This window comes from Kitasatospora sp. NPDC059160, assembly GCF_042755465.1.
Classification (GTDB): Bacteria; Actinomycetota; Actinomycetes; order Streptomycetales; family Streptomycetaceae; genus Kitasatospora.
On sequence record NZ_JBHZCN010000004.1, the window covers coordinates 1 to 14,874 of the forward strand.

General features: G+C 74.0%; 10 protein-coding genes. 6 read left to right on the forward strand and 4 right to left on the reverse strand.

What is annotated here, in order from left to right; translation table 11 throughout:
- Nucleotides 1-63: 63 nt before the first annotated feature.
- Together ACFXOZ_RS02430 and ACFXOZ_RS02435 are read left to right on the forward strand one after the other, a co-directional pair.
- Nucleotides 64-606: a GtrA family protein gene (locus ACFXOZ_RS02430; protein WP_375893038.1), complete on the forward strand. Its 543-nt coding sequence runs from the start codon at nt 64-66 to the stop codon at nt 604-606.
- 180 nt (nt 607-786) lie between these two features.
- A complete protein-coding gene (locus ACFXOZ_RS02435) occupies nt 787-2,001 on the forward strand; it encodes an ROK family protein (RefSeq protein WP_375893036.1) in 1,215 nt (404 codons plus the stop codon).
- 80 nt (nt 2,002-2,081) lie between these two features.
- Here the strand turns inward: ACFXOZ_RS02435 and ACFXOZ_RS02440 are convergent, their stop codons facing one another.
- A complete protein-coding gene (locus tag ACFXOZ_RS02440; protein WP_375893035.1) occupies nt 2,082-3,131 on the reverse strand; it encodes an ABC transporter permease in 1,050 nt (349 codons plus the stop codon).
- Between the two features lie 299 nt (nt 3,132-3,430).
- Here ACFXOZ_RS02440 and ACFXOZ_RS02445 point away from each other — a divergent pair, with 299 nt between their 5' ends.
- Entirely contained in the window at nt 3,431-4,987 is a 1,557-nt protein-coding gene (locus ACFXOZ_RS02445) for an MDR family MFS transporter (protein WP_380586744.1), read from the forward strand.
- A 93-nt stretch (nt 4,988-5,080) separates the two neighbouring features.
- On the opposite strand, the gene ACFXOZ_RS02450 is transcribed toward ACFXOZ_RS02445, so the two are convergent.
- The gene (locus ACFXOZ_RS02450) at nt 5,081-5,329 is read right to left on the reverse strand and encodes a hypothetical protein (protein WP_380586747.1); all 249 of its coding nucleotides are present in this window, start codon (nt 5,327-5,329) and stop codon (nt 5,081-5,083) included.
- A 26-nt stretch (nt 5,330-5,355) separates the two neighbouring features.
- Nucleotides 5,356-6,537: an anion permease gene (locus tag ACFXOZ_RS02455; RefSeq protein WP_380586750.1), complete on the reverse strand. Its 1,182-nt coding sequence runs from the start codon at nt 6,535-6,537 to the stop codon at nt 5,356-5,358.
- Nucleotides 6,538-6,913: 376 nt separating this feature from the next.
- Between ACFXOZ_RS02455 and ACFXOZ_RS02460 the strand changes: the two genes are divergently transcribed.
- Complete coding sequence (locus tag ACFXOZ_RS02460; protein WP_375893028.1) at nt 6,914-8,470, forward strand: NlpC/P60 family protein; 1,557 nt, start codon at nt 6,914-6,916, stop codon at nt 8,468-8,470.
- Between the two features lie 84 nt (nt 8,471-8,554).
- Here the strand turns inward: ACFXOZ_RS02460 and ACFXOZ_RS02465 are convergent, their stop codons facing one another.
- On the reverse strand, nt 8,555-10,840 hold the full coding sequence (locus ACFXOZ_RS02465; RefSeq protein ID WP_380522055.1) for an FdhF/YdeP family oxidoreductase: 2,286 nt from the start codon (nt 10,838-10,840) through the stop codon (nt 8,555-8,557).
- Between the two features lie 150 nt (nt 10,841-10,990).
- On the opposite strand from ACFXOZ_RS02465, the gene ACFXOZ_RS02470 reads away from it, so the two are divergent.
- Nucleotides 10,991-12,868 carry a protein kinase gene (locus ACFXOZ_RS02470; RefSeq protein WP_380586754.1) on the forward strand — a complete coding sequence of 626 codons (1,878 nt, stop codon included), beginning with the start codon at nt 10,991-10,993 and terminating at the stop codon, nt 12,866-12,868.
- A gap of 70 nt (nt 12,869-12,938) precedes the next feature.
- Nucleotides 12,939-14,840: a protein kinase gene (locus tag ACFXOZ_RS02475; RefSeq protein ID WP_380586757.1), complete on the forward strand. Its 1,902-nt coding sequence runs from the start codon at nt 12,939-12,941 to the stop codon at nt 14,838-14,840.
- The last annotated feature ends 34 nt before the right edge of the window (nt 14,841-14,874 follow it).

Sequence of the window (14,874 nt, forward strand, 5' to 3'; positions counted from 1 at the left end):
GGGTGGGGGGGGGGGGTCGGGGGGAGCGGGCGCCCGGGCCCCGCCGCGTGCCACACTGCGGAGATGCCGTCCCCCACGCAGCGCGTCCTGGCCCGGGTGCCGGCGCGGCTGCGGCCGTTCCTGGTGCGGCACCGCCGGCTGGTGAAGTTCCTGACGGTCGGCAGCGGCTGCTTCGTCCTCACCACGGTGATCGACGTCGAGCTCAAGTTCACCGTCCTGCAGCACCAGCCGGTGGTGGCCCTGACGGTGGCGACGGTGATCGCCACCGTCGTCTCCTACGTGCTCAACCGCCGCTGGGCCTTCCGGACGGACGGGCGCCGACCGGAGGCCCTGCTGTTCTTCCTGGTCAGCGCGGTGGCGATCGGCGTCAACGACATCCCGCTGGCGCTCTCCCGGTACGCCCTCGACCTGCGCGAACCGTACGTCGACCCGTTCCAGCAGGAGGTCGCCGACTTCCTCAGCGGGATGGTGGTCGGCACCTTCGTCGCCATGCTGTTCCGCTTCTGGGCGATGCGGCGCTGGGTCTTCACCAGCCCCGCCGCCCGGGCGCACGCGGAGCCGGAACCCGGTTACGCTGCACCCGAGATGCCACGGGATGTGCCATAGGGCGTGTCTTGCGGATCCCTGCCGGGTCCGCGACGCCAGGGCACGCACCTCGCCGCGTTGTCGTCGGTCGCCCGATGCTCCGCATCGCCTCCCTCCTCCGCCTTGCGATGCACGCACCCCGACGCCGCGGCCCATCCGACAAGATCCACAAGACACGCCCTACGACCGTGAGGTGAGGTTATGCGCGGGGAGCCGGACGGCGTCCGGACCGGGCCCGCCAGTCAGCAGGGGATGCGCCGGGCCAACCTGGCCCTGGTGCTCGGCCTGATCGCGCGCGGCCCCCGCTCGCGCGCCGAGGTGGCCGCCGGAACCGGGCTGACCAGGGCCGCGGTCTCCTCGCTCGCCGAACAGCTGATCTCGGCCGGCCTGGTCGTCGAGGAGGGCCCGGCCGCCCCCAGCGGCAAGGTCGGCCGCCCCGGCACCGCGCTCGGCCTCAACCCGCTCGGGCCCGGCGGCCTCGGCGCCGAGATCGGGGTCCGCCACCTCGGCGTCTGCGTGGTCGACCTGCGCGGCGAGGTCCGGGCCTGGCGGCGCGAGGAGAGCGCCAACCACGGCCGGGAACCCGCCGCGGTGATGGCCGACCTGGCCCGGCTGGTGCGTTCGGCCGTCGCCGAGTCCGGCCTGCGCCCGGCCGGGCTGACCCTGGCCGTGCCCGGGCTGGTCGGCAGCGGCGGGGTGCTCCAGCGGGCCGCCAACCTCGGCTGGCAGGACGTCCCGCTGGCCGCCGAACTGCGCCCGGCGCTGCGCGTGGTCGGCGACGGCCTGGCCGAGCTGCCGGTCGACGCGGACAACGAGGCCAACCTCGGCGGCCTGGCCGAACGCTGGCTGGGCGAGGGCCCGGAGGACTTCCTCTACGTCTCCGCCGAGGCCGGCGTCGGCGCCGCCGTGGTGGTCGGCGGCCGGCTGCTGCGCGGGGCGCGCGGCTACGCGGGCGAGCTGGGCCACGTGCCCGTCCACCCGGAGGGGCGGCGCTGCGCCTGCGGGTCGCACGGCTGCCTGGAGCAGTACGCGGGCGAGGCGGCGGTGCTGCGGGCGGCGGGGCTGGCCGGGGTGCGCGGGGACTGGGTGACGCTGCTCGCCGAACGCGCCGGCGCCGGGGACGAGCCGGTCCGGGCGGCGCTGGCCGGGGCCGGTGCCGCGCTCGGCATCGCCGCCGCCGGGGCGGTCAACCTGCTGGACCCGGCCGAGGTGGTGCTGGGCGGCGGCTACGCCCGGCTGGCACCCTGGCTGCTGCCGGCGATGCGGCACGAGCTGGCGGCCCGGGTGACGGTGCGGCCCTGGGCGCAGGACCGGCTGACGGTGTCCCGGCTCGGCCGGCGCGGGCCGCTGCTGGGGGCGGCGGTGGGCGTGGTGCGCGCGATCGTCGCCGACCCGGGGCCGCTCACGGGCGGCTGAGGCACGGACCCGCAGGAGCGGACCGGGCCCCCCGCCGCGATCGCGGCGAGGGGCCCGGTGGTACGCGGGGGAGCGGCGGCTCAGGCCGCGGCGGGGGCCTCGGCGTCGAGCTCGCGCCCGGCCTCGCGCGGGGTGCGCAGGACGGCCAGGAAGGCGACGGCGATGCCGACCAGCGCCCAGACCACCAGGACCAGGATCGGCATGCCCAGGTTGGTGGAGCCGAAGTAGGCGATCGACTTGGTGGCGCTGGTGCCGGCGCCGTTGGGGATCAGCGAGCCGATCGCCCGCCAGAACGGCGGCATCATCGGGGCCGGGTAGACGCCGCCGGCGCTCGGGTTGCCGAGCACCACGAAGACCAGCACCGCGAGGCCGATGCCGATGATGCCGAACAGGCACTGCAGGGCCATGGTGAAGGCGCCGACGGTGAACACCACCAGGGCGCCGATGGCGGTCAGCGACAGGATCGATCCGGGCATCGCGTCCAGGACCGGCCCGGCGATGACCGTGCCGCCGAGGCCGGCGCCGACCGAGTACAGCGCGAGGACGCCGAGGCGGATCAGCAGGCGGTGGAGGTTGGCCGGCTTGGAGCCGGCGCTGATGCCGAGGATGGAGGCGACCAGGTAGCCGCCGACGCACCAGCCGATGACCAGGTAGAAGGCGGTCAGGCCGTTGGTGTCGCCCTTGGCGAGCGGCACGACGTCCTCGACCTTGACGGTGCGGCCCTGGGACTTGTCCAGCGCGGTGGTGATGCTCTCGGCGGCCTTGGCGGCCGAGGTGCCGCGGGCGCCGGCGGTCAGCAGGGTGTCCTCGGTGCCGGTCGGGTTCACGACCAGCGCGGCGTAGATCTTCTGGTCCTTGATCTGCTGGGTCGCCGTCTCGGCGTCCGGCGCGGTGACCGGCTTGACCGCCTCGTCCGGCACCGACTCCAGGGCCTGGACCAGCTTGGGCGTGACCTGCGGCGGGGCGACCACCGCGATCGACAGCTGGTGCGGGGCCGGGTGGTGCAGCGCCCCGACGTACGAGGTGATGAACCCGAGCTGCAGCAGCAGCACGCCGATCACCAGCAGTGCCGCACGCGGTGTGACCGCGCCCTTCAGTTCGGCGACGAATCCCTGCCCCGGGGCGGTCATCCACATCTCCTTGCGTATCGGCGGAAAACGGATACTTAATACCATGAACTAACTCGCTTGTCCTACCTCCCTCGCCGGTTCTCGGCCACGGTCGCCGGGCGGTGCCGACGCCGTGGCGGACGAGGAACGCCTGGTGGTGACGGGGCGTCGGGTCGGAGCGGGGGCCTGACGGGCCGCGGGGGAGTGGCGGAACTCTCACGTCGGGCGGGGCTTTACTTGGACTTGAAGAAGGTTGCCTTACTCAACTATCGGTCGTATGGTTGCTTAAGGCAACGAATTTTCCCGCGCGAAGGACCCAGATGACCGTGACCGCCCAGGCCTCGACCGGAGCCGCAGCCGCCGTCGACGACGACCGCCCGATGACCCACCGGCAGGTGATGGAGGCGCTGTCCGGCCTGCTGCTCGGCCTGTTCGTGGCCGTGCTCTCGTCGACCGTCGTCTCCAACGCCCTGCCGCACATCCTCACCGACCTGCACGGCGGCCAGTCCGCCTACACCTGGGTGATCACCGCGGCCCTGCTCACGCTGACCGCCTCCACCCCGATCTGGGGCAAGCTCTCCGACCTGGCCAGCAAGAAGCTGCTGCTCCAGATCGCCCTGCTGATCTACATCGCCACCTCCGCGCTGGCCGGGCTCTCGCAGAACACCGGCGAACTGATCGCCTGCCGAGCCCTCCAGGGCATCGGCGCCGGCGGCGTCGTCGCGCTCGGCCAGATCTGCCTGGCCGCGATGGTCCCGCCGCGCGAGCGCGGCCGGTACAGCGGCTACTTCGGCGCGGTGTTCGCCCTCGCCACCATCGGCGGCCCGCTGATCGGCGGCGTCATCGTCGACACCTCCTGGCTCGGCTGGCGCTGGTGCTTCTACGTCGGCATCCCGTTCGCGCTGGCCGCGATCCTGGTGGTGCAGCGCACCCTCAAGCTGCCGGTGGTCAAGCGCCCGGCGAAGATCGACTACCTGGGCGCGCTGGTCATCACCGGCGCCGTCAGCCTGCTGATGATCTGGATCACGCTGGCCGGCACCGACTACCCGTGGCTGTCCTGGCAGACCGCGGCCATGGTCGGCGGCGGCCTGCTGCTGGCCGCGCTGGCCGTCGTGGTCGAGCGCCGCGCCGCCGAGCCGGTCATCCCGCCGTCGCTGTTCAAGTACCGCACCGTCACCCTGGCCGCGATCGCGAGCGTGCTGGTCGGCGTCGGGATGTACGGCGCGACCACCTTCCTCAGCCAGTACTTCCAGCTGGCCCGGGACAAGTCCCCGACGACGGCCGGCCTGATGACGCTGCCGATGATCATCGGCCTGGCGGTCTCCTCCGCGGTGGCCGGCCGGCTGATCACCAAGTACGGCAAGTGGAAGGCCTACCTGGTCGCCGGCACCGCGCTGCTCGCGATCGGCTTCGGCCTGCTCGGCACCGCCCGGGCCGACACCGACTACGGGCTGCTCTCCCTCTACATGGCGCTCACCGGCATCGGCCTCGGCCTGACCAGCCAGAACCTGGTGCTCGCGGTGCAGAACACGGTGCCCCGGCACGAGCTCGGCGCGGCCAGCTCCGTCGTCACCTTCTTCCGCACCATGGGCGGCGCGATGGGCGTCTCCGCGCTGGGCGCGCTGATGTCCAACAAGGTCGGCCACTACCTGGCCGAGAACCTCGCCGCGGCGCACATCCCGGCCGGGGCCGCGGCCTCCGGCGGCGGCATCCCGGACCTGGCGAAGCTGCCGGCCCCGATCCTGCCGCTGGTCACCGACGCCTTCGGCCACGGCGTCGGCACGGTCTTCCTGTGGGCCGCGCCCTTCGCGGCGCTGGCCTTCGTCACCGTGCTGTTCATCCGGGAGACCGCGCTGCGGACCACCCAGGAGAGCTGACCGGGGACGGGGAACGCGCGGGCGCGAACGCCGACGGGCCGGGGAGAGTTCGACTCTCCCCGGCCCGTCGGCGTTGCTCGGTGCTATGACGCCTTACGGCGCCGCGATCAGCACCAGGCCGTAGACCACGGCGCAGGCGCAGAGCGCGAAGCAGGCGTACGCGCCGGCCAGCAGGACCGGCCTGCCGCCGCCGGCCGCCTGACCGCCCGCCTCACGGGAGCTCAGCGCGGCCTCCCGGCGGGACAGTGCCAGGATGCCGAGGGCGAAGACGGCGACCACGGCGACGGTGACGCCGAAGCTGATGCCGGCGGTCTGGGCCAGGGCGTTCCACTTGATGTGCATGGTGAAGGCTCCTCGATCGACGGCGCTCAGGCCGCGACCGTGGTCGAGGCGGGGGTGGGGGCGGCGGTGGCCGGGGTGGTGGCGACCTCGACCGGGGTGACCTCGGGGACGTCGTTGACGTTGTCCGCGCCGACCGGCTGGCGGCGGGAGATCATCCACATCGTGGCCGAACCGGCCACCAGCACGGCACCGACCAGGGCGACGCCCCAGGCGCCCTGGCGGGCCAGCGCGGCGGCCCCGCCGGCGACCAGGCCGGCGGCCGGCAGGGTCAGGCCCCAGGTGTAGACCATGCGGCGGACCAGGCTCCAGCGCAGCTCCGGCTTCGGGCCGCCGAGGCCGGCGCCCATGATGCCGCCGGTGCAGACCTGGGTGGTGGAGAGGCCGAAGCCCATGTGCGAGGAGGTCAGGATGACGGTGGAGACGGCCGACTCGGAGGCGAAGCCCTGCAGCGGCTTGATGTCCGCCAGGCCCTTGCCCATCGAGCGGATGATCCGCCAGCCGCCCATGTAGGTGCCGAGCGCGATCGCGGCGCCCGCCGAGACGATCACCCAGGTGGGGGGCAGCGCGCCGTGCGGCATGGCGCCGACCGAGACCAGGGTCAGGGTGATGATGCCCATCGTCTTCTGGGCGTCGTTGGTGCCGTGCGCCAGCGAGATCAGCGAGGAGGAGAAGATCTGGCCGGTCTTGAAGCCCTTGTCGGTCGCGGCGCCGTTGCCCTTGCGGGTGATCGCGTAGGCCAGCTTGGTGGCGCCCCAGGAGGCGAGGCCGGCGACCAGGGGGGAGGCGACCGCCGGGATGATGATCTTGGTGATCACGGTGTCGAAGTTGACGCCGTTCATCCCGACGCCGACGATCGTGGCGCCGATCAGGCCGCCGTACAGGGCGTGCGAGGAGCTGGACGGCAGGCCGCGCAGCCAGGTCAGCAGGTTCCAGAGGATCGCGCCCGCCAGGGCGGCGAAGATCACCTCGGGGTGGATGCCGGCCTTCTCGTTGACGATGCCACCGGAGATGGTGGTGGCGACCTTCACCGACAGGAACGCGCCTGCGAAGTTCAGCAGGGCCGCGATGGTGACCGCGACCTTCGGACGAAGGGCCCCGGTCGCGATCGCGGTGGCGGACGCGTTGGCGGTGTCGTGGAACCCGTTGGTGAAGTCGAAGGCGAGCGCCGTGATGATCACAACGGCTACCAGGAACGAGATGTGTTCCATACCCAAACAATCGTCGTAGTTGTCGCACGGACGTTGATGACGTCGCGACCGTAGGTCTGCTGGGTAAACGGAAGGTGAACTGAGCCGGGAATCGTGGTTCCGCTGGTGGCCCACCGGTGTCCGGGAGCTTTCGGAGGGATGACCTGGGCCGCGCTGAGCTGGACATTAGCGGAGAACGTCCTGTTTCGCCCCCGTTTGCTGAGACCTGTCTCACAACGGCCGTGCGGATCGACGGATCAATCGAGAATTAACCTCCTGGTCCGCGTGCGCCCTGTTTCCGGCGAGTAACCCGTGGGAGGATCTGCGGGATCGTCCCCGGGGAGCCCGCGGACGGCGCCACCGGGGCAGGGCAGGGCAAGGGCGGGGAGGACCACCCATGGGCGGGGCTGCACAGCGCACGGAGACGTCAGGAGTGCGCCCCTGGGTGCGGGCCGCCCTGAGGTGCGGAGCCGTCCTCGCGGCCGCCGCCCTCGCGCTGCCGGTCGCCGCCCAGGCCGCGTACGCCGCACCCGACCCGGGCGCCGGCATCGCCGTCGCCCCCGGAGCCGACCCGCTCGCCGCGGCCAAGGCCACCCTCGGCCCGCTGCTCGACCAGCTGCACGGGCTCTACCAGAGCGCCGAGGCCGCCACCGAGCAGTACAACGGCGCGGTCGCCAAGGTCACCGAGCAGCAGACCACGCTCACCGACCTCCAGGGCAAGCTCGACAAGCAGCAGAAGCAGGTCGACGCCGGGACGGACATCGCCTCCCAGCTCGCCGCCGCCCAGTACCGCAACGGCGCCTCCTCCGCCTACGCCGAGCTGCTGCTCTCCAAGGACCCGTACGAGGCCGTCACCATCGCCGAGCTGCTCGCCGCGGCCAGCCGCTCGCAGTCCGAGTTCCTGGACAAGCTGAAGGCCGACCGGGACGCGCTCGACGGCTTGAAGAAGCAGACCGAGGAAGCCCTCAAGACCTCGCAGGCGCTGGTCGTCCAGCAGGACGCCGCCAAGGCCAAGGTCACGGCCGACCTCGCCTCGGTCGAACAGCTGGTCTCCTCGCTCACCGGCGCCCAGCGCACCGAACTCGAACAGCTGGAGAAGGCCAAGGCCGACGAGGCCCAGCTCGCCTTCCTCGCCTCCGGGGCCCTCGGCAAGGGCGAACGCACCCCCTCGCTGGCCGGCCGCGGCGCCGTCGCCTTCGCGCTCGCCCAGCTCGGCAAGCCGTACCTGTGGGGCGGCACCGGCCCGGACTCCTACGACTGCTCCGGCCTCACCTCGCAGGCCTGGCTGCACGCCGGCAAGCCGATCCCGCGCACCAGCCAGGAGCAGTGGGCGCAGCTGCCGCACGTCCCGCTGAACCAGCTGCGGCCCGGCGACCTGGTGGTCTACTTCCAGGACGCCTCGCACGTCGCGATGTACATCGGCGGCGGACTCGTCGTCCAGGCGCCGCGGCCGGGTGCGTTCATCAAGGTCTCGCCGGTCGGCTCGATGGCGATCCTCGGCGCCGTCCGCCCCGACCCGGACGGCGCGTCCGACGACGCCGGCGGCGCCTGGAAGGTGCCGGACCTGCCGAAGGGCTGGGACACCGTCACCCCGATCGCGCCGAGCCCGGCCAACCAGACCCCGGCCCCGCCGGCCCCCGGCGGCACCCCGGCCACGCCCACCCCGGGCGGCACCGGCACGCCGACCGGAACGCCGTCCGGCACCGGCACCCCGACCCAGACGCCGACCGACCCGGGCACGCCGACCGGGACGCCCACCGGCACCCCGACCCAGACGCCGACGGGCACGCCGACCCAGACGCCGAGCGACAAGCCCACCCCGACCCCGACGGGCACCCCAACCGGCACCGGGACGCCCTCCGGCACCGGCAGCCCGAGCGGCACCGGCTCGGCGAGCGCCCCCGCGCCGGGCAGCCCCAGCGCGACGCTGCCGCTGGGCGGCCTGCTGCACTGACCGCGCACGGCCCGGAACGGAGGAGGCCGCCCCGCGTCCCAGGACGCCGGGCGGCCTCCTCCGTGCCGGGCCGGGGGAAGGGCCCTACCCGGCCGCGCCGGTGTCGGGCTCGAAGCGGATCACCACGGCCTTGGAGGTCGGGGTGTTGCTGATGTCGGCCGTGGAGTCGAGCGGCACCAGCACGTTGGTCTCGGGGTAGTAGGCCGCCGCGCCGCCGCGGGCGACGGGGTAGTGGACGACCCGGAAGTGCGGGGCGCGGCGTTCGGTGCCGTCCGTCCACTCGCTGACCAGGTCGACGTACCGGCCCTCGGCGAGGTCGAGTTCGGCGGCGTCCGCCGGGTTGACCAGGACGACGCGGCGGCCGCCCTTGATCCCGCGGTAGCGGTCGTCCAGGCCGTAGATCGTGGTGTTGTACTGGTCGTGCGAGCGCAGGGTCTGCAGCAGCAGCCGGCCCGGCGGGACCTCGGGGGCGGTCAGCGGGTTGACCGTGAAGTTGGCCTTCCCGGTGGCGGTGGGGAAGGTGCGGGTGTCCCGGGGGCCGTGCGGGAGGGTGAAGCCGCCGGGGCGGCGGACCTTCTCGTTGAAGTCCTCGAAGCCCGGCACCACCCGGGCGATCCGGGCGCGCAGGGTGTCGTAGTCGGTCGCGAAGTCCTCCCACGGCAGGGTGTCCCGCGGGCCGAGGACGGCGCGGGCGAGGCGGCAGACGATCGCCGTCTCGGAGAGCAGTCCCGGCGCGGGCGGGCGCAGTCCGCCGCGCGAGGAGTGGACCTGGCCCATCGAGTCCTCGACGCTGACGAACTGGGCGCCGGCGGCGGTGACGTCCCGGTCGGTGCGGCCCAGGGTGGGCAGGATCAGGGCGCGGGCGCCGGTCACCACGTGCGAGCGGTTGAGCTTGGTGGAGACGTGGACGGTCAGCCGGCAGCGGCGCATCGCGGCCTCGGTGACCTCGGTGTCCGGGGTCGCGGCGACGAAGTTGCCGCCCATCGCGAAGAACACCTTGACCTTGCCGTCGCGCATCGCGCGGATGGTGTCCACCGAGTCGAGGCCGTGCGCGCGCGGCGGCTCGAAGCCGAACTCGTTCTCCAGCGCGTCGAGGAAGGCCTTGGCGGGCCGCTCGAAGATGCCCATGGTGCGGTCGCCCTGGACGTTGCTGTGCCCGCGCACGGGGCAGACCCCGGCGCCCGGGCGGCCCACGTTGCCGCGCAGCAGCAGGAAGTTGACCACCTCGCGGATGGTCGGCACCGCGTGCTTGTGCTGGGTGAGGCCCATCGCCCAGCAGACGATGATCTTCTTCGAGGCCAGCACCAGCCGGCCGAGCTCCTCGATCTGCTCCCAGGGCAGACCGGTCGCCGCGAGCACCTCGTCGCGGTCCGTCTTCCCGGCCTGCTCCTCGAACTCCTCGAAACCGTGGCAGTGTTCGGCGACGAAGGCGCGGTCGACGCCGTCCGCCTCCAGGATCATCCGGTTGAGCGCGCGGAACAGCGCCAGGTCGCCGCCGAGGCGGATCTGCAGGAAGAGGTCGGTCAGCTTGGTGCCGTGGCCGACCAGGCCGCGGGCGTTCTGCGGGTTCTTGAACCGTTCCAGGCCCGCCTCCGGCAGCGGGTTGACGCTCACCACGGTGGCGCCGGCCCGCTTGGCGCGCTCCAGCGCGGAGAGCATCCGGGGGTGGTTGGTGCCCGGGTTCTGGCCGGCCACGATGATCAGGTCGGCCTGGTAGAGGTCCTTGAGGCTGACGCTGCCCTTGCCGACGCCGAGCGTCTCGGTGAGCGCCGAACCGGACGACTCGTGGCACATGTTGGAGCAGTCCGGCAGGTTGTTGGTGCCGAGCCGGCGGGCGAACAGCTGGTACGCGAAGGCGGCCTCGTTGCTGGTGCGGCCGGAGGTGTAGAAGGCGGCGCCGTCCGGGGTGTCCAGGGCGCGCAGCTCCTCGGCGATCAGCGCGAAGGCGTCGTCCCAGGAGACCGGGGTGTAGTGGGTGGCGCCCTCGTCCAGCAGCATCGGCTCGGTGAGCCGGCCCTGCTGGCCCAGCCAGTAGCCGGAGCGGTCGGCCAGGTCGGCGACCGGGTGGGCGGCGAAGAACTCGGCCCGGATCCGGCGCTCGGTGGCCTCCTCGGCGACGGCCTTGGCGCCGTTCTCGCAGAACTCGGCGGTGTGCGTCTTCCCCGGCTCCGGCCAGGCGCAGCCGGGGCAGTCGAAGCCGTCCGGCTGGTTGACCTTGCGCAGGGTGGCGAGGGTGCGCCGGGCGCCCATCTGCTCGGCGGCCATCCGCAGGCTGTGACCGACGGCGGGCAGGCCGGCGGCCGCGTGCTGGGGCGCGGACACCTCGGGGGCGTCCTGCGCCGGGTCGCTCTGCGGGGCCTGCTTGGCCATGACTGCGCTCCTCGGGCTGTACGGGTGGAGCCGTCGCACCGTCGCGGGGCTCCTCCCCATCCTTCCACCTGGGCCGTCGGGTGGGGAGGGCCGTCGGGTGGGGAGGGCCGTCGGTAGAGTCTGGGCGTCACCACGGGAGGGGGAGGGCGCGTGCGAGTCGGGGACGTTCTGGACGGCCGGTACGAGCTGCAGGAGAAGCTCGGCCAGGGCGGGTTCGGAGTGGTCTGGCGGGCCCAGGACACCCGGATGCGGCGGCCGGTGGCGGTCAAGGTCATCGGGCACCACGGCGGCGACCGGGCGAAGGCCGCACTGCGCTTCGTCCGGGAGGCCTGCGCGGCCGGGAACCTCTCGCACCCGCACATCGTCACCGTGCACGACCTGGGGCAGAGCGAACTCGGCGACCAGCAGGTCACCTTCCTGGTGATGGAGCTGCTCACCGGCCGCACCCTGACCGAGGTGCTCCGGGCCGGACCGCCCGAGCCCGCGCTCAGCCTGCGCTGGGGGCGGGAGATCTGCGGGGCCCTGGCGGCCGCGCACGACGCGGGCATGGTGCACCGGGACATCAAGCCGGACAACGTGATGATCACCGACGCCGGGCACCTCAAGGTGCTGGACTTCGGCATCGCCCAGCTGGACACCGGAGCCGGCGGGCTGACCACCACCGGCACGATCGTCGGCAGCCCCGCCTACATGGCGCCGGAGCGGTGGACCGGCGGCCGGGTGGACGGGCGGGCGGACCTCTACGCGCTGGGCTGCGTCCTGGTCGAACTCTTCACCGGGGCAAGGCCGTTCGGCGGGGACTCGACGCCGGTGCTGATGTACCAGCACCTCAACGAGCCGCCCCCGGCCCTCGACCCGGCCCGGTTCGGGCTGCCGCCGCAGGTGGCCGGGCTGGTCGCGGAGCTGCTGGCGAAGGAGCCGGCGGAGCGGCCGGCCGACGCCCGGACGGTCGAGCGGCGGCTCGCCGAGCTGGCCACGCCTGCTGCGCCCGTCGCCCCTGCTGTGCCCGTTTCCCCTGCCGTGCCCGTTTCCCCTGCCGTGCCCGTCGCTCCTGCTGTGCCCGCTGCTCCGGCCGTGCCGCCCGCGGTGCCGCCGGTCGTACCGCCGGCGCGGCCCGTGCCTTCGGTGCCTTCGCCGCCTTCGGTGCCGCCCGCGGCTCCCGCGATTCCCGCGGCGCCCTCCGTGCTGTCCCCGCTGACCACCCCGCCGGTGGTCGCGGCCCCCGTGTCCGAGGACGCCGTCCGGGCCGGGCTGCGCGAGCGCCGGGCGGCCGCGTACCGGGCCGCGACGGCGGGCGAGTCGGCGATCCTGCTGCAGGCGGTCGCCCAGGAGAGCGTCACCGCGCTCGGCGCGGCCGACCGGGACACTCTGGGCGCCTGGCGGGACTTCACCTGGTACCTCAGCCGGACCGGGGACCTGGACGGCGCGATCCGGCTGCTCTCCAGCGTGGTGGCCGACATGCGCTCCGCGCTCGGCCCGACCGACCCGGACACCCTCGGAGCCCGCTACCACCTCGCCTGGTGCATCGGCGAGAGCGGTTCGGCGGTCACCGCGGTCCGGCTGCTGCGCGAACTGCTGCCCGACCTGGCCGCGGTCTGGGGCCCGCAGGACGGCCGGGTCCTCAAGGCCCGGCACGACCTCGCCGTCCACCAGGCCAACCGGGGCGACCTCCAGGGCGCGGTGGTGCACTTGCACGGGCTGCTGCCCGAACTGGCCCGGGCCCTGGGCGACCACCACCCGAGCACCGTCCAGGCCTGGCAGGACCTGGCCGGCTACCAGCAGCGGCTGGCGCAGACCGGCCGCAAGGGCGGCGGCCACCGCCGCCGGGCGCCGCGGATGAGCCCGATCGAGGCCCTGGTGCTGGTCCGGCGGCTGCGGGTGTGGGACTTCGGCACCGACGAGGAGGCGGCCGCCTGCGTCGGCGCGCTGGAGCGGGGCATCGGCCTCAAGGGCGTCGCCGACCTGGTGTTCGAGGCGCCGGACCACGTCTCGGACGAGGACGTTGTGGAGGAGATCTTCGGCCCCTGAGGGCGGGGCGGGACGCTGCCCGGGCCGCTCGCTAGAGTCGGTGGGTACACAGCCGATGGGGGGAGGGCAGGTGCGGGTCGGTGACGTCCTCGACGACCGGTACGAGCTCCAGGAGAAGCTCGGCCAGGGCGGGTTCGGGGTGGTCTGGCGGGCTCAGGACACCCGGGTCGGGCGGCCGGTGGCGGTCAAGGTCATCCGGCACGACGACGGCGACCAGGCGAAGGCCGCGCTGCGGTTCGCCCGGGAGGCCTCGGCGGCGGGCAACCTGTCGCACCCGCACATCGTCACGGTGCACGACCTCGGCCACGGCGAGGCCGACGAGCAGCAGGTCACCTACCTGGTGATGGAGCTGCTCACCGGCCGCACCCTGACCCAGGTGATCCGGGAGGGCCGGCCGGATCCGCAGGTGGGCCTGCGCTGGGCCCGGCAGATCTGCGAGGCGCTGGCGGCCGCGCACGACGCGGGGATGGTCCACCGGGACATCAAGCCGGACAACGTGATGATCACCGAGGACGGCCTGCCCAAGGTGCTGGACTTCGGCATCGCCCAACTGGACGTCGGGGCCAGCGGGTTGACCACCGTCGGAACGGTGATCGGCAGCCCGCCGTACATGGCGCCGGAGCGGTGGACCGGCGGCCGGGTGGACGGGCGGGCGGACCTCTACGCGCTGGGCTGCGTCCTGGTCGAACTCTTCACCGGGAAGCGGCTGTTCACCGGGGACTCGACGCCGGTGCTGATGTACCAGCACCTCAACGAGCCGCCCCCGGCGGTGGATCCGGTGAAGTACGGTCTGCCGCTCCGGCTCCCCGAGCTGTTGGGCCGGTTGCTGGCGAAGGACCCGGCGGAGCGGCCGGCCGACGCCCGGACGGTCGCCCGGTGCTTCGCGGACCTCGCGGAGGGCCGGGAGCTGCCGCCGACGGCGACACCGGTCGACCGGGTCGGGGCTGAGTCGGCTGTCCCGGAACCGACTGTCCCGGAACCGACGGTCCCGGACCCGACTGTCCTGGAGTCGGCCGCCCCGGAGCCGGCCGCCCCGAGAGCGGCGCCGGTGAAGCGGTCCGCGCCCGTCCGGCGGCGTGCTCCGGCCCGGGAGCCGAGGCTCCGGCCGGTGGGGCGGCCCGCGCTGCTGTACCCGGCGCCCCGGCAGATCGGGCGCCCCGTCGAACCGCCCGTGCCGGTCGAGGACGCGGCGGTCGTCCGGGCCCGGCTGGAGCGGGTCGTGCGCACGGCGCGGGACGAGCGTCCCGCGCTGGCCGCGCACCAGCTGCGACCGGTGGTGGAGGCCGCCGTACGGGCGCTCGGCGGGGCCGATCCGGAGGTGGTCGCCGCTCGGCGGGACCTCGCGCGGTGCCTCGGCAGGTCCGGCCGCCAGGCCGAGGGGGTCCGGCAACTGGAGGGCCTGATCGAGGACTTGACCTCGGCGTCCGGGCCGATCGATCCGGTCACCCTGGACGCGCGGTACGCGCTGACCGCACTGGTCCGGGAGTGCGGCCGCCCGGTCACCGCGATCCGGCTGCTCAGCGCGCTGCTGCCCGCGCTGAGGTCGGCCCAGGGCCCGCGCGGTCCGCTCGTCCTCCAGGCCGGGTCCGACCTCGCGGCCTGCCAGGCCGGGCGGGGCGACTTCGCGGGCGCGGCGGCCCGGCTGGAGGAGCTGCTGCCCCAGCTGGTCGAGGCCTTCGGCCCGACCGACCGGCGGTGTACCCAGGCCCGGCTGGACCTGGCGGAGTACCGGCAGCGGGCCCGGTCCCACCGCGGGCCGAACCGGCTCGCCCGGGCCTGGCGGGCGCGGATCGACCGCGACCGGGTGCTGGGGCTGGTCGGGTGGATCCGGAAGGCCGGCCAGGAGCCCGTCCCGGAGCTGGTGCGCGAGCTGGAGCGCGGGACGGGCGTCAAGGGGGCCGGGGAACGGGTGATCGCCGCGCCGCCCTTCGTCACGGACGAGGACCTGGTGGCGGAGATCCTCGGCCCCTGAACCCCTGAACCCCTGAACCCCTGAACCCCTGAAC